The organism is Rhodococcus sp. ACPA1, from assembly GCF_002300195.1.
GTDB classification, from domain to species: Bacteria; Actinomycetota; Actinomycetes; order Mycobacteriales; family Mycobacteriaceae; genus Rhodococcus_F; species Rhodococcus_F opacus.
In genome coordinates this window covers 218,943-238,858 of record NZ_NSDX01000008.1, presented here as the reverse complement: position 1 = coordinate 238,858, position 19,916 = coordinate 218,943, and the positions used below count along the sequence as shown (strand labels likewise).

General features: G+C 64.9%; 16 protein-coding genes. 6 read left to right on the top strand and 10 right to left on the bottom strand.

The window, feature by feature from the left end; translation table 11 throughout:
• Positions 1 to 62 precede the first annotated feature (62 nt).
• The 3 genes from CJ177_RS34135 (at position 63) to CJ177_RS34125 (ending at position 3,785) form a co-directional block, all read left to right on the top strand.
• On the top strand, positions 63 to 1,397 hold the full coding sequence (locus tag CJ177_RS34135; RefSeq protein ID WP_095869710.1) for an MFS transporter: 1,335 nt from the start codon (positions 63 to 65) through the stop codon (positions 1,395 to 1,397).
• A 322-nt stretch (positions 1,398 to 1,719) separates the two neighbouring features.
• Complete coding sequence (locus tag CJ177_RS34130; RefSeq protein WP_179443353.1) at positions 1,720 to 3,102, top strand: MFS transporter; 1,383 nt, start codon at positions 1,720 to 1,722, stop codon at positions 3,100 to 3,102.
• The gene (locus CJ177_RS34125; protein ID WP_179443352.1) at positions 3,099 to 3,785 is read left to right on the top strand and encodes an EthD domain-containing protein; all 687 of its coding nucleotides are present in this window, start codon (positions 3,099 to 3,101) and stop codon (positions 3,783 to 3,785) included. Before CJ177_RS34130 ends, CJ177_RS34125 begins: the two co-directional genes overlap by 4 nt.
• Before the next feature lie 695 nt (positions 3,786 to 4,480).
• Here CJ177_RS34125 and CJ177_RS34120 read toward each other — a convergent pair.
• The 10 genes from CJ177_RS34120 to CJ177_RS34075 all read right to left on the bottom strand — a co-directional run bounded on the left by CJ177_RS34120 (position 4,481) and on the right by CJ177_RS34075 (position 15,780).
• Positions 4,481 to 5,974 carry an FAD-dependent oxidoreductase gene (locus CJ177_RS34120; RefSeq protein ID WP_179443351.1) on the bottom strand — a complete coding sequence of 498 codons (1,494 nt, stop codon included), beginning with the start codon at positions 5,972 to 5,974 and terminating at the stop codon, positions 4,481 to 4,483.
• A 698-nt stretch (positions 5,975 to 6,672) separates the two neighbouring features.
• Positions 6,673 to 7,488 carry a mycofactocin-coupled SDR family oxidoreductase gene (locus CJ177_RS34115; RefSeq protein WP_095869706.1) on the bottom strand — a complete coding sequence of 272 codons (816 nt, stop codon included), beginning with the start codon at positions 7,486 to 7,488 and terminating at the stop codon, positions 6,673 to 6,675.
• A 102-nt stretch (positions 7,489 to 7,590) separates the two neighbouring features.
• Positions 7,591 to 9,075, bottom strand: a complete 1,485-nt coding sequence (locus CJ177_RS34110; protein ID WP_095869705.1) for an NAD-dependent succinate-semialdehyde dehydrogenase — start codon at positions 9,073 to 9,075, stop codon at positions 7,591 to 7,593.
• 237 nt (positions 9,076 to 9,312) lie between these two features.
• Positions 9,313 to 10,194: an enoyl-CoA hydratase/isomerase family protein gene (locus CJ177_RS34105; protein ID WP_095869704.1), complete on the bottom strand. Its 882-nt coding sequence runs from the start codon at positions 10,192 to 10,194 to the stop codon at positions 9,313 to 9,315.
• Positions 10,191 to 11,339, bottom strand: a complete 1,149-nt coding sequence (locus tag CJ177_RS34100) for a CoA transferase (protein ID WP_179443350.1) — start codon at positions 11,337 to 11,339, stop codon at positions 10,191 to 10,193. The genes CJ177_RS34105 and CJ177_RS34100 overlap by 4 nt, the downstream gene beginning before the upstream one ends.
• Positions 11,336 to 12,493 (bottom strand): CaiB/BaiF CoA-transferase family protein, encoded by a 1,158-nt coding sequence (locus tag CJ177_RS34095; protein ID WP_095869702.1) that lies wholly within the window; start codon positions 12,491 to 12,493, stop codon positions 11,336 to 11,338. The genes CJ177_RS34100 and CJ177_RS34095 overlap by 4 nt, the downstream gene beginning before the upstream one ends.
• 1 nt (position 12,494) lies before the next feature.
• On the bottom strand, positions 12,495 to 13,286 hold the full coding sequence (locus CJ177_RS34090) for an SDR family NAD(P)-dependent oxidoreductase (protein WP_306453417.1): 792 nt from the start codon (positions 13,284 to 13,286) through the stop codon (positions 12,495 to 12,497).
• 67 nt (positions 13,287 to 13,353) lie between these two features.
• Positions 13,354 to 13,692, bottom strand: a complete 339-nt coding sequence (locus CJ177_RS34085) for a 2Fe-2S iron-sulfur cluster-binding protein (protein ID WP_095869700.1) — start codon at positions 13,690 to 13,692, stop codon at positions 13,354 to 13,356.
• Between the two features lie 15 nt (positions 13,693 to 13,707).
• A complete protein-coding gene (locus tag CJ177_RS34080) occupies positions 13,708 to 14,943 on the bottom strand; it encodes an NAD(P)/FAD-dependent oxidoreductase (RefSeq protein ID WP_179443349.1) in 1,236 nt (411 codons plus the stop codon).
• A 192-nt stretch (positions 14,944 to 15,135) separates the two neighbouring features.
• Complete coding sequence (locus CJ177_RS34075; RefSeq protein WP_095869698.1) at positions 15,136 to 15,780, bottom strand: PaaI family thioesterase; 645 nt, start codon at positions 15,778 to 15,780, stop codon at positions 15,136 to 15,138.
• A gap of 158 nt (positions 15,781 to 15,938) precedes the next feature.
• Between CJ177_RS34075 and CJ177_RS34070 the strand changes: the two genes are divergently transcribed.
• The 3 genes from CJ177_RS34070 to prpB all read left to right on the top strand — a co-directional run bounded on the left by CJ177_RS34070 (position 15,939) and on the right by prpB (position 19,109).
• Positions 15,939 to 17,054 carry an acyl-CoA dehydrogenase family protein gene (locus tag CJ177_RS34070; protein WP_095869697.1) on the top strand — a complete coding sequence of 372 codons (1,116 nt, stop codon included), beginning with the start codon at positions 15,939 to 15,941 and terminating at the stop codon, positions 17,052 to 17,054.
• Positions 17,055 to 17,059: 5 nt separating this feature from the next.
• Positions 17,060 to 18,091 (top strand): MBL fold metallo-hydrolase, encoded by a 1,032-nt coding sequence (locus tag CJ177_RS34065; protein ID WP_095869696.1) that lies wholly within the window; start codon positions 17,060 to 17,062, stop codon positions 18,089 to 18,091.
• Between the two features lie 118 nt (positions 18,092 to 18,209).
• Positions 18,210 to 19,109 (top strand): methylisocitrate lyase, encoded by a 900-nt coding sequence (gene prpB / locus CJ177_RS34060; RefSeq protein WP_095869695.1) that lies wholly within the window; start codon positions 18,210 to 18,212, stop codon positions 19,107 to 19,109.
• The last annotated feature ends 807 nt before the right edge of the window (positions 19,110 to 19,916 follow it).

Here is a 19,916-nt window from a genome sequence, read left to right as displayed (position 1 = left end):
CGAGGCGCGATGCGTGACCGTTCATCGACACGATCCCTGATTTGCTCGCCGTAAGGAGCACCATGAGCACTACCACCCAGAAGAAAGCGCCGGGCCGCGCCGCAGCAGCCGGCTTCTTTGGTGGGGCCATCGAGTTCTACGACTTCTTCATCTATGGAACTGCATCGGCCATCGCGTTCAACGCGTTGTTCTTCACCGAATTGACCCCGGCCATCGGCACCCTCGTCGCCTTCGCCACTCTCGCTGTCGGCTATCTGATCCGCCCGCTCGGTGCGGTCATCTTCGGACACATCGGAGACAGGGTCGGACGGAAGAAAGCTCTCATGGCAACCCTGTACACAATGGGTGGCGCCACCATCCTCATCGGTTGTCTGCCCACGGCTTCAGCCATCGGCGATTGGGCTGCTGTACTCCTGGTGGCCCTACGCCTGATCCAGGGCCTCGGGCTCGGCGGAGAAATGGGTAATGCGGCCACCCTCGCGATGGAGAGCTCCCCGAAGGCCCGACGTGGGTTCTACAGCTCGTTCTCCTACGCGGGCGGCTTTGCCGGCATGGTGATGGCCACCGGCGTGTTCGCGTTGGTTCACTCCCTCCCGAAAGAGGCCTTCATGGGCTGGGGATGGCGGATTCCCTTCCTGCTCAGCGCGGTCCTCGTGGTTGTCGCATATGCCGTTCGGCGGCAGATCCCCGAGCCCGATACGACCGATCGGATTCGCGAGGAAGGACGTGCACAGGACCTGCCGATCAACCAGGTGCTCCGCAGCCACAAGAAGGACGTCGTGCTGGCCACGCTGATGGCCACGGGACCGAACACCGTGTACTACATCGTGGCCGTCTTCTCCCTGTCCTATGCGACAACCCAGTACGGGGTTTCCCAGACCACCATGCTTGTGGTGATCACGATCTCCTCTGCCCTGCTCTGTGCGAGTGTGCCGGCGTGGGGTGCGCTGTCCGACCGTATCGGCCGGCGCCGGTTGATCATCGCGGGATTCGTGGCGGAAGCGGTCCTCACCTTCGTGTTTTTCCTCGCCCTTCCGTCCGCCGATCCGGTGTTGATCCTGATGGGCATGGTGTTCGTCCTGGTGTTCGGACATGGCATCGTGACAGGGACCTCCGGAGCCTTCTTCCCCGAACTCTTCCCGGCCGAGGTGCGCGCCAGCGCGGTTTCGCTGGGCCAGCAACTCGGTGGCGCTCTCAGTGGCCTCGGCCCCCTGGTTGCGTCGGCCATCACAGTTGCCAACCCGGACAACAGCATGCTCGTCGGCGTCTATGGTGGTGGCCTGTGCCTGCTGGGCGCGATTGCCGCCAGCCTGGCGGTCGCACGGTGGGGCCACCAAGGCCCCGCACCCGAAGCGGCGGTCTCAGCGGAGACGGAAAGAGCAACCACCGCGTCCTGAGGACATCGACGTACCAACGGCCCTGCCGCTGCACCCTGCGTGTCAGATCACGACATCCACGCCGCCTTCCCGCACGCAGGGCAGCGGAACCCTGGGCCCACGACGACTTAAAATGGCGTGCGCCATCCCGCCGTCGGCCACCGTCGAGTTCCAGCCAACTCGGGGCAGGGGCCGTCGCGTCCGTCACATGCTGCCCGAGCCGTCGTACATCCCGGAACGGAAGCGCTGCAGGGGCACCCGTCGCTGCCCCGCCGCGGCACGGAGGTGCCCCCTCGCGCGATCACCAGCTAACGGCCCGATTCTTCCTGACCGAGAGGAAACCGTGACCTCAGTCGAATCGACCTCGAAGAGATCCACCCCCCGACGGGCCGCCGCTGCGGCGTTCGCGGGCGGATCCCTGGAATACTATGACTTCTTCATCTACGGAACCGCCTCCGCGCTGGTCTTCAACGAATTGTTCTTTACCGACCTTTCCCCAGCTATCGGGATGGTCGCCTCGTACGCCACGCTGGCAATCGGGTACATCGTCCGTCCCTTCGGCGCCGTCGTCTTCGGTCATATCGGTGACCGTCACGGACGGAAGGTCGCCCTTCAAGCGACTCTGTTGACCATGGGCTTGGCGACAGTCGCGGTCGGACTTCTCCCGACACAAGTGCAGATCGGCGAAGGAGCGGCCCTGCTCCTGGTGGCGGTCCGCATCATCCAGGGTCTGGGTATCGGGGGCGAACTCGGCAATGCATCGGCCCTGTCCGTTGAAAGCGCCCCGCCTGGGCGTCGTGCCTTCTTCGGCTCCTTCGCCTCCTCCGGTCCCTTCTCCGGAATGGTGCTGTCCACCGGCGTCTACGCCGCCCTGTCGGTCATGCCGCGAGAGACCTTCCTCGCGTGGGGTTGGCGGCTTCCTTTCCTCTTCAGCGCGGCGCTTATCGTGGTCGCCTACCTCATTCGCCGGCATATCACAGAGCCCGAGGAGTCGTCGCTGGTCCGTATCGAGGGCAAGATCGACATTTTCCCGTTCCGGCGGGTCGTCCGGTCACACAAAATTGATGTGCTGCTCACCACGTTGACCTCCGCCGCGCCGGGGACCGTCTTCTACATCGTGACGGTGTTCGGTCTGAGCTACGGAAGTTCCCAGTACGACGTCGATCAGTCGCAGATGCTGATCCTCGTCACCGTTGCGGCCGCGGTGCTGGTCCTGGTCGTGCCCTTCTGGGGTTGGGTGTCCGACCGGATCGCCAGGCGGCACGAGCTCATCAATGCGGGCCTTGCGGTGGAAGGGGTATCCACCTTCGTCTACTTCTGGGCACTTTCCACGGGCAATGTGCTGGGGATCCTCGCATCCCTGGTGGTGGTCCTCGGCCTAGGGCATGCCCTGGTCAATGCCATCACTCCGGTGTTCTTCATCGAGATGTATCCGATCGAGATTCGCGCCAGTGCAGTGTCGCTCGGCCAGCAACTCGGCGGCGCCATCAATGGCCTCTCCCCGTTGGTCGCGGCGAGCATCGTCGCGGTTTCGCCAGGAGCATGGGGATGGATCAGTGTCTACGCCGGTGTGCTGTGCTCGATCAGCATTCTGGCAACCCACTGGTCCGTGGTTCGCCACCGCGCCAATCGGACCCGAACATCGCCCGCGACTGCCGGTGCCCCCGGGGCGACGCGCACCGGCTCCCTCACCGCAGTTGCCGGACCGGCGGCCCCGAAATCATGAAGATGTACGTACTGATCCCGAAGAAACCGACGGTCACCGACGTCTACTTTCACGAGCACTGGCGTACCGTACATGCCGATCTTGCCCGACAGATTCCCACGCTCACCCAGTACACCCAGCTACACGCCACCGATGGGGCGCGGTTCCGAGGGCCCTACTCGGCCGGCGGCTTCGACGGCGTCTCGCAGGCCTGGTTCGCTTCGGACAGCCACGCGTTGACCATGAGCCGGACCAGCGAGTACAAAACTGGCGCGCTCCAGGACGAACCATTGTTCATGGACATCCCGAGGAAAGTCCGTGTCTTCACGCAGGTTTGCCAATCCCAGGAACCCGCGAGTACACCGTCCTCACACCTGCACCAACTCCTGGTCTTCACACGCCTGGCTCCTGGTGTGGAAGCGGACCTGAAGGGGCGACTGCGCGAGGAATCCTGGAAAGACTGGAATGCGCTCGGGTACTCCTGGGGGAAGGTGCGGGAACAGGTCGGGGACGTCGGGGTGCCGCGCTTCGACTACGTCGAAGAACTCTGGTGGGAAGAACGCTCGGACATGATCGCCGCTTTCGAGCAGACTCGGCTCGGCGAGGACATCGACGCACGGCAGTCGTACGTCGATCCCGGATCAATCATGCTGTCCGGATGGGAGAACCGGGTCATCCGCCCCCACCGGAGTCTGGTCGATTAGGCGTTAGGCGTTTCGGGGTACAGAACCCTCCTCAACGGAAAATGCCGGATTCACCAGCCCGTACTGCACCTGCGCAGCGCGCACGCGGGAGGCGGCCGCTCATCCACGCTCTCGCCACCACGATCGTCCCGCGTCGGGCCGGGGTGGAAACCTCCCGGCACTGGCGGCCACGGCTCGCCGGGAAGGGATCTGCCCTGACCACCGCAGAGCCCGCTGCCATCATCTCTCGGGCGGCTCGGGAAGAACGGCGCGTCAACCGAACAGGGCGGAGGCCGACCATGTGCACCAGCACAACCCCACGATGGGAGGGCCCATGTGGGTGCCGGCTTTCGTGCGCGCGTGGGCATCTACGTCTCCCGGCCGGCACCGCTGCCTCGTGACCACCATGACGGACTGCGCGAGCGGCGCAGCCCGCCGCGGCGCCGGAGCCAAGCGCCCAGTACCCGGCCCGAAACGATGGGCTCATCGAACCAGCTGCCCGGCTCCCCACCGCGCACATGCAGGAAACCGGACACCAGGAGTGGTTCCCGGCCATCGCAACGACTGAGATGACACACTCCGCTCGTCGGTTCCGCGGGCCGAGCTGCCCGGGTCTTCGAAGCCGAGGGTGGTAGCTCGATCCCTCGTCTGGCCGCAACCCACCGTCCCGTTTCTCATGGGCCGGGGCGCACGCCGGCGCGGATGGTCTGCCCTTCTCAGCCACCGCGGTTCTCGGAACGCTCTCCAAGAGGACCGGACGGGTCCGCGCCGGCAACCTGCTCGGCCGCCGTCAGACCGAGAACGAGCGCCTTGGCCAGGCCTCCGATGTAGCCGCTGGCGGGTCCACCCTCCAGCCCGGCGATGGTGGAGCCGGCCGCCAACAGACCCTGGATCGCGCGGCCGTCTCGATCGATCACCCGGCATCGGTTGTCGATGATCACACCACCCATCGTGTAGGTGATGCCGGCGCACAGAGGAATCGCCACCATTCCCTGCTTGGAAATGGTCGCAGGGGGGTGCCCCAAGGTCGAACTCTCGCCCGTGCGCGGGACATCCAGGGCCCCTGGGTTCCCGCATTGGACGGCACGGTTGTACTCGTCGATCGTCGACTCGAGCGGGCCCGCCGGCAGACCGGTCTGGTGCGCCAACGAGCGGAGACCGGCGGCTCGGAACACGGTCGCGCCACGTTCTTCGATCGTCGGATTGGGAGGGAGGAGGAACTGTTTTCCTATGGACTCCCAGAGGACGTTGTCGAGGATGACGAATGTTTTCAGTGGGTCATTCTGACGCGCAATGGCATTGGCGATGGATACGCCGCCGAGCCCCTCGTCGGTGAACCGGTTGCCTGTCGAGTCGACGACCACTGCCGCGGACGCGACGATATCGAGGATCGGGTAGGGCCACAGCTGGTCGTCGGTGAGCGCTTCGGAGCACTGAACGTGCCCGTAGAAGCGGTCCATATCTGCGACCTGAGCGCCCACCGCTTGCGCCATCCTGATTCCGTCGCCCATTCCCGTGGCTGCTCCCCGCTGGCACAGTGCCTCCGGACGCGGTGAGATGTAGCGGCGGATCATCTCGCGGTTGCCCTGGAAGCCGCCGTCGGCAAGCAAGACCGCCGATGCCAGGTACGTTTCGATCCGGCCGTCGGCGCGGCGAACGACGGCACCGTGGCAGCGTTTGTCCTGCATCAGCAGGGAGGTGGCGCGTGCGCCGCGGAGAAAGCGCCCTCCCGCGGCAATCAGTTGACGCTCCAGTTCAGCCAGCAGCCGATCCGCGCCCTTGTCGGGCCAATGCTTCGAAAAACCGGGCACTTGCAGGCTGTATGGGTGAAGCATGTTCTTCATGAATTTCAGGTCGCCGCCGGTGCCGATGGTGGCGCCGTGGTTTCCGAGCCACCGCACCGCTGTGGAAATTCTCTGGGTGAGCACTGCGGTCAGCCCCGGATCGGCGTGCCCGGCCGTCGCCCGCTCGACGGCCGTGGTGAGTTTCGCGGGATCGGTGTGGACATCCAGGAACGCGACGTGGAAGACGCCCCCGGTGTAGCGAGAGTTGGTCGGGTACTTGATTTCCGTGCCGGCTTCGAGGACCACCACCTTGATTCCCAGCTCCGTCGCCCGGACGGCGGCAGTCAGGCCCGCCAGGCCACCACCGACGACTACCAGGCCGTCGCTTGCCCCCGAATCCACGGCACTGTCGCGGGCTGCTGCCATCAGCATTGCTCCTGCCTGTGCGGCAGACACTGGTCGCATCTGTTACGCCCCGGAGCAGCGTTAAGGCACGCTGTGTCGTAGTACTCCTCGAACGATTTCACATTGCCGTCCACGAATCGGAAGATTTGGACACACGGTCCGGTGTACTTGACGTGCCGAAGACCCCATGTTCTTCCGGTCTGCACGTCCACTTCGCTGTGAGTGCAGGTGACAATCTGGTCGGTCCTTTCGTTGAGCAGCTTCCCCATCTCCCCCACATTGGTTGGCCGCGCTGCGTGTGTCAGACGAGGCTGGGCCGTCGTCAAACGCGGTTCTCGCCGCAGCAACGGCGCGGTCGATATCGGGTTCGGTGGCCCAACGGCCACGAACAGCTCTTCGGTGGACGGATCGATGACATTGATCAGTCCACCGGAGGCCGGTTCGACCCACCTACCGTCGAGGTAGAGACTCTCGGGGTGTGCTATGAGGTCCCTTCCAGCGATTCGTGGTGTAACCATCGTTCGTCCTTTCAGAAGGGCGCACGGGCCGAGAGGACTACTTCGCGCGACACCTCACTCGACAAATCAAGTGGTGACACGCGCGACCGGCCCCTTTTTGCCTCGAGGCCGGGTGGACTGTTCAGGATGGCCCTTCTGAACAGCCCACCGCCGTCGTGCAGTATTCGTCGCGCGGATCCTGTGGCATGGGACGGGAGGGAATCAGAAGTTGGTGTTCCCGGCGTCCACGGCGAGTTCGGTGCCGGTCACGAATCGGGCCTCGTCGGATGCGAGGAAGAGAACCGCGTTGCTGATGTCGTTCGCCTCGAGCCGTTCCACCGGAAGGGCGTTCAGAAAGGTCCCGCCGAGTCGTGGATTCGCCTCGATGAGTTCACCGATGCGTGCCAGCCCGTTGGTGAGTTCGGTGGTGACGCCCGTGGGGTGCACGACGTTGACCCGGATGTTGTACTGGGCGAGTTCGTTGGCGAGTGTCTTCGCGACGCCGACCAATCCGTGCTTGGACGCGACGTAGGGGGCGAAGAACGGCACTCCCCGCACACCGCAGGTGGAGCCGGTGGCGATGATGGATCCTCCACCGGCCGAGATCAGGTGCGGTGCAGCGGCGACCATGGTGTTCCAGGCACCGGTGAGGTTGGTGTCGATGGTGTCCTTCCACACCTCGGGGGTGACCTCGTCCCAGGCGCCGAGTACACAGATGCCGGCGTTGGCGACGACGATGTCGAGCCGGCCCAGCTCGGCGACCCCCTTGGCGAGGGCATCTTTGAGCTGTTCCGGTTCGCGAACGTCGGCGGTGTGCGTAACAATGCGACGGCCGAGGGCTTGCACCTCTTTGGCCGTTTGCGCGAGATCTTCCACCGTGGCCATCGGGTAGGCCGTGGTCGCGTAAGCGGTGCAGGCATCGACCGCGATGATGTCCGCGCCTTCACCCGCGAGTCGAAGGGCATGGCTGCGTCCCTGGCCGCGTGCGGCTCCGGTGACGAAGGCTACTTTCCCCGCCAGTCGGCTGTCAGTGCTCATTTGTTGCTCCTAAGTGTGCTCGGAATCTGAGATATCCGACATTATTGAGATGAGTGTCTCGATTGGGAGGTCAAGGACCGAAGACCATTTCGCGGCTGTTGGTTACATCTGCAGAGCGATGAACTTCGTTTCCAAGAACTCCTCGAGGCCTTCGGAGGCCCCTTCCCTGCCCAGACCCGACTTCTTGACCCCACCGAAGGGTGCCGCGGCGTACGCCACCGTCCCCCTGTTGAGACCGACGTTTCCGGTTTCCAGTTCCTCGGAGACCCGGACCGCGCGGCGCAGGTTCTCGGTGAAAATGTAGGCAACCAAACCGTATTCGGTGTCATTGGCTCTGCGAACCACATCGTCCTCGTCACTGAAGGGGATGAGGGGGGCGACCGGGCCGAAGATCTCCTCGGTGTTGAGGAGTGCGTCCTCGGGGACGTCGCGAAGAATAGTGGGCCGATAGAAATAGCCGGGACGGTTCAGCCGTTCACCGCCGAGGGCGAGTTTTGCGCCCTTGGCAACCGCGTCGTCCACTATTGCGGCCACGGCGTCGGCTTGCTTCGCGTTGATGAGAGGGCCGAGGTTTACCCCGTCCTCGGTCCAGCTGCCCGGCACATAGGCGGACATCCGCTCGACCAGCATCTGCTGGAACCGGTCGATGACCGAGGTGTGCACGTAGATGCGGTTAGCCGAGGTGCAGGTCTGTCCTGCGTTCCACATCTTGTTCATCATCAGGGCGTCGACGGCGACCTGCAGGTCGGCGTCGTCGAAGACGATGAAAGGGGCGTTGCCGCCGAGTTCCATGGAGGTGCTGAGGACCTGGTCCGCCGCCTGTTTCAGCAGCTTGACCCCTACCGGGGTGGAGCCGGTGAAGGAGAGCTTGCGGGCCAGTCCGGATTGGATCAGCGGCTCCATGACGTCGTTGGAGGATCGGGTGGTGACGACGTTGAGAACGCCGGCGGGTACGCCCGCGTCGAGGAAGGCTTGCGCGAACGCCAGCAACACCAGCGGGGTTTCGGCCGCAGGCTTGACCACGACCGTGCAACCCGCAGCAATGGCGGGCGCCAGCTTCCGGGCGGCTTGGGAGAACGGGAAGTTCCAGGGGGTGATCAGGATGGACGGACCGATCGGCTGTTTCATCACGATCATGCGGCCCCCGCTGACCGGATTGACCTGGTAGTTACCCTCCGTCCGAACCGCTTCCTCGGCGAAGTGTTCGATGAAGTCGATGCCGCTGTTGATTTCGGCGCGGGACTCGGCCAGTGGCTTGCCTGCCTCCATGGAGAGCACGCGCGCGATCGTCTCCATGCGTTCCCGGAGAATGTCCGCGACCCCGCGGAGGATGTCGGCCCTCGATTTGGGCGTAGTGGCGGCGAAGGCCTTCTGTGCGGCGACGGCCGCATCCAGGGCACGGCGACCGTCCGCGGGTGAGGCGTCGGCGACCTCGGTGAGCGGCTGTTCAGTGGACGGATCGTAGACGGTGAAGGTCTTTTCGTCCGATGCGGGCACCCACTGCCCACCAATGAGAAGGTCCGTGGGTGTGGTGGCCAGGATCGCGTGCTCGTCGACGAGTTCCTGATGGATGGTGTTGATGCTCATGATGTCCTCCTCGAGCTCGAGTGTCTGCGAGCGGATGTTCGGTGGGGTCTCGTTCCACTCCGTGCAGGAACCTGGCGTGTCCAGCCGAGGCAGGTCGTGTCAGTGAAGACGTCGTCTTCCTGGATGGTCCTGCCCGCCGACATCGTCACTCAGCTCGCCGCCGAGGAAGACCAGAGCCTTTCCGAATCAGCTGCGTTCTGTGTGGCGTGGATGGGGGTGGGTTCTCTTGGCGGAGGGTCAGCGGGGAGTGGTGTCCTCGAAGGTTGCGTCGCGGTTCTGGTAGGCCGCCTTGGTTCCGCTGTCCCGGCGTTCCCGGAAGAAATTGAACTCGTCCGGTTCGAAGTGCAGCAGGGTCCCGAGGGTGTGACCGACGGCGCCGCGGTAGAACTGTTGGGTCCCGCCCAGGGAATCGATGGCCATGTTGTGGATCGCCTTCCCGGTCACTAGGGCATCCTTGGGGTTGCGGGCCACCCGTTCGGCCCACTGCTCGGTGGTGGCGTCGAGCTCGTCCAGCGGAACCGAGGCGTTGGCCAGGCCCATCCGGACCGCGTCCTGACCGTTGAACTGGGAACCCAGCAACAGCATCTCTCGAACTTTCTTGGGCCCGTACGTGAGGATCTGCATGTTCAAGTGCCAGGTGTTGCCGGCGAAACCGAGACGCTGTTCGGCGTGGCTGAAGCGGGCATCGTCGGCGCAGATGACCAGGTCGACCAGTTCGGTGAGATACATCCCGAATCCGACGGCGGCGCCCTGCACCTGGGCGATGACCGGTTTTTGGGAGTACTGGAACGCCAGATACTCTTCGGCCAGTCGCCGATCGATGATCAACCGTTCCCGGACACTCATCCGGTGGGGGCGGCCGTTCTGGTCCTTGCGGTCCAGCCCGTAGGACTGGACGACGTCGTCGAAGTCGTGGCCGGAGCAGAAGGATTTTCCGCGGCCTTTGAGGATGATGACCTTGATGTCGTCGTCTTCTTCGAGTTCACGCAGGCAGTGCTTGAGCAGCTGTGCGTCGTCGAAGGTGAGGGCGTTGCTCTTGCTCGGCCGGTTCAGGACCAGCCGCCCGACTGCGCCGCTGCGTTCGATCAGGACCGCCGGTCCTGCTCCGTTTTCGGTCATCGTGCCACTGCCTCCATCTCGGTGATCCGGCGTCCTGCGCCGGCCAGGTCGCCCACCACGTCGGCCAGTGGCCGGGGGGGACGTTGCGTCAGCCGACGTTCCGGGCTGGCCCAGGGACGTCCGGGGACCACCACCTCACGTCCGGCGTCGGTCACGATCGTGTCGAAGAAGTGCCGGTGCTCCCGTAGTTGCGGGTCCTCAGCGACTTCCGGGATCGTCTTCACGGGAGCGACTGGGATGGCGAACTTCTGTGCCAGCTCCAGCAATTCGGCCCGGGTGCGTTTCATGAGCCAGGGCTCGATCAGCGCGTCCACCTCGTCCGGGTATTCCATGGCGATGGCGTACAGGTTGCTGTACCGAGCCGTGCGGGACCACTCGGGGTTGCCCATCATCTCCAGCAAGCTCGCCCATTCGCGGTCGGCCCGGCAAATCATGGCCACGTAGCCGTCCTTGCAGGGGAAGAGTCCGAACGGGTAGCGGCCACCGGAACCGGGTGCACGCCGGCCGTCACGACGTAGTGGGATGTTGTAGTAGTTCGCGACTGCCCCGTAGATGCGCACATAGGAGGCCAGTACGTCGACCCCGGAGATCTCGATGAGGCGGCCGCGTCCGGTAGTGGTCGCAACGTAGAGCGCGGTTGCCGCGGCGGCGGCGCCGTGCAGGCCCAACTGCAGCGAACCCATACCGTAGGGCAGGGACAGCGGTTCGCGGTCCGGGTGGCCGACCATGTGCATCAGGCCGCTTTCGGCCTGCATGGTCAACTCGCCGGCCGGACTGATCTCGGGAGTATCCCAGCCGACGGATGTCAGGGCCACGTAGCTCAGCTTCGGCCACCGTTTCCGGAGGGTGTCTGCGTCCAGTCCGCGTTCCTTCAGCTCCTGCGTGGGCAGGTCGGTGACCACGGCGTCGGCGTGGGCGATCAGCTCGTCGACCAGGACTGCGTCATCCTGCCGATTCCAGGAGACCACGTCCTTGGCCGGATCCAGGTAGGTTCGCGCGTCGGCACCGAGGTTGTCCAGGCGCTGCGTGTCCTGGAGGGCGACGACGTGCGCCCCGGCATCGGCGAGCTGCTTGCCGGCATTGGCGGCTGCCCTGCTGCGCCCGATTTCCACCACCAGGTATCCGTCGAGGAAGGCGTTCGTCACTTCAGCACCCCTTGTTCTTCGAGTTCGGCCAGCTGAGCCGTGTCGGCGTAGCGGCCCAGAATTTTTGCGTTGCCCGCGCCGATCATCGGCGCTGCGCGGCGGATTCTCGGCACAGTTCCCTCCACTCGCCAGGGGACGCTGGTGATCGTCAGCTGCCCGATGGCCGAGTGTGGGTGCCCGACGTCCTGGGTGTATCCGCGGCTGGTGAAACGCACGTCGGACGCGACCTGCTGTGGTGACAGCACGGAGGCGGACTCGATTCCTCTCGTGCGCAGCGTTTTCAGCAGCTCGGCTCGGGGGGGCCGTGTTCCGGACGGGCCGGATTCAGGTGCCGCAGTGCGGGTTGCCACCCAGGTCTCGTCTTCGGACGCATGCTGGAGCGACCAGCGTGTCCCGTCGGGATCTTGGTTACCCAGGGGTCCGGGCCGGGTGCCGCGGAGTTGCTGTTCGACGAACGCTTCTCCCGCCAGGGTGGAGGCGGCCTCGATCTGGGATAGGTCGATGTGTACGCCCTGGCCTGTGGACTGCCGACCGACGAGCGCGGCCATGACGAGGAAGACCCCGTTGAAGGAGCAGTTCAGGTCCGCGAGAGCCAGGGCCGAGCAGCCCATGACCTGGCCGTCCTCGTAGCCGATCAGGCCCTCGATGCCGGCCAGGGCGGTCATCACCGGCGCGTAGGAACGCTGGGTTCGCAGCGGGCCGGTTTGACCGTATCCGCTGGCCGAGAGGATGACGAGTTGAGGGAATCGTTCGCGCAGCTGCTCGATGGGAAGGTCGAGCCGGTCGAGCCATCCGGGTACGAAGTTCTCGATGAAAACGTCTGCGTCCGTGAGTAGTTCCAGGAACAGCCGCCGTCCCTCGTCGGTCTTCATGTTCAGGGTGACGCTTTCCTTGCTGGCGCTGGCTTCGTGGAGCAGCTGGAAAGCCTCGTGTGCGGGAAAACCCTCTGGGTCGGTCGGTCGGGGCACCCGGGCGCGGTTGACGTCGACCTTGGCGCGGGATTCGACTTTGACGACCTCAGCGCCCATCTCGGCCAGGACCCGGCCGATCAGGGGTGCGGAGACGGCGGTGGTGATCTCCACGATCTTCATGCCGTCGAGGATGGTGACGTCCCCGATGACCGGTGTCGTCCCGTGCGGACTCATGGTGTTCATTTCAGTTCCTCGTTTCGACGGTTTCGGCCAGGGATGTGGATTCGTAGACGCCGCCGCTGTAGTCGCCGGCGGGTGAGCTGCACAGTCGCACCGCCGCCTGCGCCATCAGCTGCGGGTCCTCCGCCGCGGGATCGTCCTTCTTCATGACGCCGTGGAAGACGAGTCCGGGTGTGGGAACGATGCCGCCGGGCCGTAGCGCGGTCACCGATACGCCGTGGCCGAAGCCTTCTGCAGCCAGGCCGCTAGTCATCCGTTCCAGGGCTGCCTTGCACATGCCGTAGACGGTGGTGGTGCCTTTGGAGTTGAACCTGCTGGGTGGCATGGCGGGGTCCTCGGCCTCGACGGAGGAGATGTTGAGAATCCATCCGGCGCCGCGGGCCTTCATGCGGGGCAACACCAGCTGGCTCAGGTGCAGTGGCGCCATGACCTGCACCTCGAACATCAGGTGGGCCCGCGACTGCCGCAGCTCACCGCCGGGCCGGAAGAAGGTGACCGCGGCATTGTTGACCAGGATGTCCACGTGCCCGAACCGGTCGGTGGCGACCGCGACGATGCGCTCACGATCGACCGGGTTGGTCAGGTCCGCCGCGACAGCCAACGCTTCCCCGCCGACGTCCTCGATCGCGGCCACGGTCTCGTCGAGGGTTCCGGTGAGCTTGCCCGGCGCGTCATCGGTGGAGCGGGCCGTCACCACCAACGATGCCCCTTCCCGGGCCAGTGCTTCTGCGATTGCGGCGCCGATTCCCCGGCTGGCTCCGGTGACCAAGGCCACCCGTCCGTCCAACTGTCCCACGCTATTCCAGCTCCTTCGTCCTACGTTGTGCGTACCCCGCCTCGGCCCATGGCCGGGGCAGTGACCGTCAGTCCTCTTCGGGGGCGATGACGACATCGAGTTCGTTCAGCTCGGCCGACTGCCTCACTTGACAGGCCAACCGCGACCGTTCCGGGTCATAGTCCTCGGTCTCCTCGAGTAGCTCGAGTTCGTCCTCGCTCCGTTCGCCGAGCCGCTCCACCACCGACTTCGGCAGGAAGACGTGGCAGGTGGCGCAGGAGGCGTTTCCTCCGCAGGATGCCAGGATGGGAAAGTCGTTGTCCCGCAAGGCCTCCATGAGGGACTGTCCCGGTTCCCAGTCCGTCGTGTGGGCGTTTCCATCTCGGTCCGTGACTTTGATTCCGATTACGGTTCCGGTCTCCGACATTGCTTTCGAGCTCCTTCAGGCTTTGCGCGTGGCCAGGTCCCTGGCCGCTTCGGACAATTTGATGGAGGGGTCCGCCGCCCGTTCCGGGTCCAGTGGGACGCCGGCGGCGATGAGTTTCTTGCCGGGGTTGAAGTCCCGCAGAGATCCGACGGTGTCGATGGCGGCCAGTCGGCCCTCACGCAGGTACAGGACGGAGAACTGTTCACCCTCGGATCCGCGGACGACGACGGTGTCGTCGGGGTCGCGCACGCCGGCGGTCTGGAGCCGGACGCCGTGTTGCACGGTCCAGAACCAGGGCACCTCGCGCTTGTCCGTGGGGGCACCCATGATGTGGTTGGCGGCGTTGGCGCCCTGGACGACGGCGTTCTGGATACTTTCCAGCCGACGATTGATTCCTTCACCCTCGTCGACGAGTCGAGTTGCGTCACCGGCAGCGTAGATGTCCGGGTCGCTGGTGCGGCCGTCGCGGTCGACGATGATGCCGTCCTCGGCTCGCAGGCCGCAGTCCTGCGCCAGTTCCTGGAGGGGCACCACACCGATGCCGACGATGACGACGTCGGCGGGGTAGACGGTCCCGTCCGAGGTGACGATCTCCCGCACTCTGTCGTCGCCGCGGACCTCAGCGACGGCCGCACCGAAGACCAGCCGCGTGCCCTTCGTCTCGTGGACCCGTTCGAAGAACCGGGAGACCGGTTCGCTGGTGACCCGGCTCATCACCCGGTCCTGGAACTCGAGGATCGTTGTTTCGCAGCCCAATGAGGCGGCCGCTGCTGCGACTTCCAGGCCGATGTATCCGGCGCCGATCACGGCGACGCGCGTCCCAGGACCCAGCGCGCCCTTCACGGCGGCGGCGTCCTCCCACGTCTTGAGCTGGTAGATACCGTCCACGTCACTTCCGGGCACGGTCAGCCGCCGCGCCTTCGATCCCGGAGCCAAGATGAGCTTGACGTAGTCGTGCCGGGATCCGTCCTCGAGGAGGACATGGCGCCCATCCCGCACGACCTGATGGATGCGGCCCTGAACTCGTTCGATGCCTTTGTCCTCGAAGTAGCCCGCTTTGCGCAGTGGCACGGCGTCGTCTGATGATCCCGGCTTGAGGAAATCCTTCGACAGCGGGGGACGCTCGTACGGGGCCTCGGAGTCCGGGGCGATCATCAAAATGCGGCCGGGCCAGTCGAGCTCACGCAGCCGGACTGCGGCCTGCACGCCTGCGTGTCCGGCGCCACCGATGATGATGGTGTCTTTGGGCATCGCGCCTCCCGAGTTTCCTATAAAACCGATGGGTCGGTCTGCTGGATGAAATTGGCTTGCTGATACGGCTTCTGCGCCCATCGCTTCCGTACCGACTCCGCTCGGCTGCGGGTCTCGACCATGCTCACAGATATGACCTGGGCCACACGCCACGTTTTCATTCAGTGAAAATTGGTCGAGCATTTTTCTGCGCTAGCGCCGCGGAGCGATCCACAGACCCGACGCGCGGGCGCAGACCTCTCCGCCGGCGAGCACCTCCCCCTCCGCGAAAGTCTTTCGTCCATCGGTCGAGGTCACCCGCCCACGCACGGTAAGGGGGACGCCGAGGGGGACGGGGCGTTCGTAGGTGACCGTCAGCTCTCGTGTGAAGCTGATCCCGTCCAACGCGGTGCGCACCGCGTGCCACATGGTCTCGTCCAGCAGGACGGATACGTATCCCCCGTGCAGGGTCTTCGGGGGCCCCTGGTACTGGATCGGCAGGACCACGGAGAACTCCGATTCGCCATCGGATCCGACCAGAGCCATCGGAGGCGCGACGGGGTTGCGGGCGCTGGTGACCGGGTTGGTCTGATTACGCAGTCGACCCTTCCGGTCCCGATACGGGGGAGCCTGGGGTTGCCCGTCCACAACGGATCCCTCCCCATCAACGAGAGTCCGGAGAATATCCGCCTCGGCCCGAAGCTTGCCGAGCAAACTTTCACCCGTCTCCTCCAAGAGCGTGCTCGAGAGCCGTCGGCACCAGGCGGCGACGTCCTCGGCTATCACCCCGGCCAGGGAGGGCTCGTCATCCGCAACTCCTACAGCGGGGAGGTGGGAGTGTGGCATCATCTCATCCATGTCGCTCCTTATCGATTGGTTCTACCATTAGGTCTACAGCACCGTGCGCGGGTTCGTCCAGCATGGTCGACACTCCGAACACCTCCGTGCATAATGGTCAAACCAATTGATTTGGGAAGTTAGCCGAAACGCGTCGATCTCTTGAAGGGAGCTGGGCCATGGCCGCGGTATTCAACGAGGAGCAGTCCGAACTGCGCAGCATGGTGCGGGCGTACTGCACCGACTACTTCTCCGAGACGGATGTCCGGCGGGACGTCGAATCCGATTCCGGGTTCCGCAAGACCGCCTGGGAACGGATGGCCACCGAACTCGGCCTGCAAGGCATCGCCCTTCCCGAAGAGTACGGAGGCGCGGGTGCGGGCCACGCCGAATTGTGCATCGTCATAGAGGAATTGGGACGCGCCCTGGCGCCTGCACCCTTCCTGTCCACGGTGGCGATGTCCGCCAACCTCCTGCTGGCCACCGATGATCAAGCCGCCCGGGAGCGCTTGCTGCCCGGCATCGCCGATGGATCCCGGATCGCCACCGTCGCCCACCGCGAACCAGCCCCGCGCGCCCGCACCGCCGACATCGACAGCCGGGCCACGCGCGTAGACGGCGTGTGGCGCCTGTCCGGTGTCAAGACTCATGTTCTGGCCGCCGACCAGTCCTCAACCCTGCTGGTCACCGCCCTGACCTCCGAGGGACTCTCCCTCTTCGAGGTCGATGCCCCCGCGCCAGCGGTCGAGACAACACCATTGCAGACGCTGGACCTCACCCGGCGGCAAGCGACGGTCGAATTCCATTCCGCGCCAGCAATTCTCATCGGACGGCAGGGCGGCGCCGCCGAGTACCTCGGCAACATGGACCGACGACTGTCGGCCGCCGTCTGCGCAGAAAACGTCGGCGGATCCCTGCGGCTGCTGGAGGAAACGGCCAACTACGCACGGACCCGACAGCAATTCGGCCGACCCATCGGCAGCTTCCAGGCCATCAAGCAGAAGGCCGCGGACATGCTCCTTAATGTCGAACTCGCCCGCTCGGCCGCATATCAGGTGGCGCGGGCGATCGACAGCGGCGACGACGCCGCCGGCGTGGAAGTCGCAATGGCCCACGCCCTGACCTCCGACGCCTACGTCGCCACGGCCTACGACGCCATCCAGATCCACGGCGGAATAGGGTTCACCTGGGAACACATGGCACACCTGTACTTTCGGCGGGCCAAGGCAAACGCAGCACTGTTCGGAACCCCTGACGACCACCGGGAACGGGCCGCGCAACTGATGGGGATCTGACCACAATGCCACCCCCACCATTCGAAGTCACCGGAACCGCCCAGCACGAGGCGTGGCAGGCACGAACCTATCCGAAGGTCGAAACCCTCACACCCGGAATCCTGAGCGTCCCGGTGGTCTTTCCTCGGCACCCGATGCGCTACACCCTGTGCTACATCTTTCATGATGCCCGCACCTGTGTCCTCCTGGACCCGGGCTTCGCAAGCGACGCCGGATTCGACCAACTCGGCGCCGCACTACGAGGACTCGGCCTCGGCATCAGTGACGTCACAGGAATCATCGCCACGCACTTTCACATCGACCACCTCGGGCTGGCACGACGGGTGGCCGCAGCATCCGGCGCCTGGATCGCCATGGGCCAGCACGAACGCCACCACCTCAACGCCTTCGACTGTGCCGCAGACGTCGTCCGCCTGGATCAGCACCGCATGCGCACCTGGGGCGTGCCCGAAGACAGGGTTGCCGAAGCGGCAATGTCCGAACAGATGCTTCAGGGCCTGGCCGATCTGGCCACGCCGGACATTCGCATTCAAGAAGGGGAAATCCCCCACGTGGCCGGCCACACGCTGACGGCCATGGCCACACCCGGCCACACCCCAGGACATACCTGCTTCTGGGACCACCCCGGTTCCACGGTCTATTCCGGCGACCACGTGCTCCCCCGCATCACCCCCAACGTATCGCTATCCAGCCAAAGCGAGACGAACCCCCTCGAGCGATACCTCGAGTCCCTGCGGCGCATTGCCCGACACGACGACTACGAGGTCTGCCCCGCACACGAGTACCGCTTCCGCGGGATGGCACGTCGCGCAAATGAACTGGAATCCGCATCGTTGGCCCGGATCCGCGAAGTGCACGACGCTCTGGAGAGAGGTGCCACGTCGGTGCACGACATCGCCCGCGTACTCACCTGGTCCCGGGGATGGCCGTCGCTCAAGGGCACCGCCTTCCGCCTGGCCCTCGGTGAACAGCCGCGCATATCCAGTACCTCGTCGGCAAGGGCCTTCACGACGGGGTTCCAGGATTACCTGACCTGAACGCCGGCTGGCGGACCCCCGATGTTGACCACGTACCGCAGCGGCGCCCACCGGCGGCGCCCGGAGCACTCAAGACTGCAGCCATCCGCTGCTAATGAAACGAGAGGAACGACCCACCATGCTGTTCTCCCCCCTCACTGCCGAGACCAAGCGCCTCACGCTCCGACAGATCCTCACCTCCGGATCGATCGCCCGCTTCCCCGGTGCGTTCACCCCCATTTCCACACGCCTGATTGAGGAGCAGGGCTTCGAGGGCGTATACATCTCCGGCGGCGTACTCGCCAACGAGCTCGGCTTTCCAGACATCGGGCTCACCGCGCTCCCCGAGGTGGCCGCCCGCGCCGGGCAGATCGCCCGGATCACCGACCTGCCGGCGATTGTCGACGCCGACACCGGCTTCGGGGAGCCGATGAACGTCGCCCGCACCATCCAGGAACTGGAGAACGCGGGGTTGGCCGGCTGCCACATCGAGGACCAGGTCAACCCCAAGCGCTGCGGACATCTCGACGGCAAGACCGTCGTGGACCTGCACACCGCCACCCAGCGCATCCGCGCCGCCGTCGAGGCCCGCCGAGACCCCAACTTCCTCATCATGGCTCGCACCGACATCCGCGGCGTCGAGGGCCTGAACGCGGCCGTCGACCGCGCGAAAGTCCTAGTGGACGCCGGTGCGGACGCAATCTTCCCCGAGGCTATGGCCGACCTCACTGAATTTGAAGCCCTGCGGGCAGCCGTCGACGTGCCGATCCTGGCCAATATGACCGAGTTCGGAAAATCGGATCTATTCACCGTAGACAGGCTTCAGGACGTGGGTGTGAACATGATCATCTACCCGGTAACTCTCCTCCGGGCCTCCCTCGGCGCCATGGAACGCACCCTCCAAACAATCCAACGGGACGGAACACAGCAAGCGTCCGTGCCGCACATGTTCACGCGCTCAAGGCTCTATGATCTCGTCGACTACGAGGGGTACAACGACTTCGACTCGGGCCTGTTCAACTTCGAAGTCCCTGCTTAACCGGGGTTTAGTTTTCACTGTGCTTCGAGTGCGGGTCGAGCACTGCCCGTGTCGGTAGCGCAGTCGGTATAGGAGATGACCGAAAGGTGACGTAGTTGGCTACACACGCGGAGGATTTAGTATTCGCTTAGTCCCCCGAGGTCGTGTCGGTTGGCGGTTGACAGGTCGTACATCGTGGAGCGCACAGCAGGCTCGCGGCCACCAAGGCCGGGCCGGACCGCGACAGTCGATATCAGACGAGCGCGGCGGCAGGTGTGGGTGACATCAGTGCTGTCGCAGAAACGATCCGTCCCAGAACGCCGCTCCGCGTCCGAATCGGCGGCTCCCGCGTGTGGAGTAGGACAGTGGGGCCGGACGCTGCCGTTGTTTCGGGCGAAAGAGATCACTGATCGAGCCGACCGCCTCCGACGCTACGACCCCTGGTTCGGGATGACTTAGCAGGTGAACCGTGCCAGCACCTTGCTACCGGCAATCGTCACCCGGACCCCGGAGGGAGGGCACGGCGCGCTCCCCGCCGTCGTAGATCGTGAAGGCTGCGGACAATAAGGGGCTACGACTACGACACCCGCTGCTGGCCCTGCTTATCGACCAAATCGTCTCGCGCGCCGGACTCGATAGAAGCGATCGAGACGTCCACCCCACAGTGACCGAACCTCACCGACAACGCCACAAGCACACCGCAGACGTCGACACAGTCGGTCAAGTGGGGGCCAGATTTCAACGAAGCCACCCAACAAGGCACGCTCGTAACCGAGAACCAGTCTCGAAGTCCTGAAGGGCTCCCAGGTTTGCCGACGAGGGCGACGT

Coding starts and splice junctions, on each gene's coding strand:
- CJ177_RS34075 (WP_095869698.1), bottom strand. CDS start 15,780: ATGGATGAGATGATGCCACACTCCCACCTCCCCGCTGTAGGAGTTGCG.
- CJ177_RS34110 (WP_095869705.1), bottom strand. CDS start 9,075: ATGAGCATCAACACCATCCATCAGGAACTCGTCGACGAGCACGCGATC.
- CJ177_RS34065 (WP_095869696.1), top strand. CDS start 17,060: ATGCCACCCCCACCATTCGAAGTCACCGGAACCGCCCAGCACGAGGCG.
- CJ177_RS34120 (WP_179443351.1), bottom strand. CDS start 5,974: ATGGCAGCAGCCCGCGACAGTGCCGTGGATTCGGGGGCAAGCGACGGC.
- CJ177_RS34080 (WP_179443349.1), bottom strand. CDS start 14,943: ATGCCCAAAGACACCATCATCATCGGTGGCGCCGGACACGCAGGCGTG.
- CJ177_RS34085 (WP_095869700.1), bottom strand. CDS start 13,692: ATGTCGGAGACCGGAACCGTAATCGGAATCAAAGTCACGGACCGAGAT.
- CJ177_RS34115 (WP_095869706.1), bottom strand. CDS start 7,488: ATGAGCACTGACAGCCGACTGGCGGGGAAAGTAGCCTTCGTCACCGGA.
- prpB (WP_095869695.1), top strand. CDS start 18,210: ATGCTGTTCTCCCCCCTCACTGCCGAGACCAAGCGCCTCACGCTCCGA.
- CJ177_RS34105 (WP_095869704.1), bottom strand. CDS start 10,194: ATGACCGAAAACGGAGCAGGACCGGCGGTCCTGATCGAACGCAGCGGC.
- CJ177_RS34095 (WP_095869702.1), bottom strand. CDS start 12,493: ATGAACACCATGAGTCCGCACGGGACGACACCGGTCATCGGGGACGTC.
- CJ177_RS34135 (WP_095869710.1), top strand. CDS start 63: ATGAGCACTACCACCCAGAAGAAAGCGCCGGGCCGCGCCGCAGCAGCC.
- CJ177_RS34125 (WP_179443352.1), top strand. CDS start 3,099: ATGAAGATGTACGTACTGATCCCGAAGAAACCGACGGTCACCGACGTC.
- CJ177_RS34070 (WP_095869697.1), top strand. CDS start 15,939: ATGGCCGCGGTATTCAACGAGGAGCAGTCCGAACTGCGCAGCATGGTG.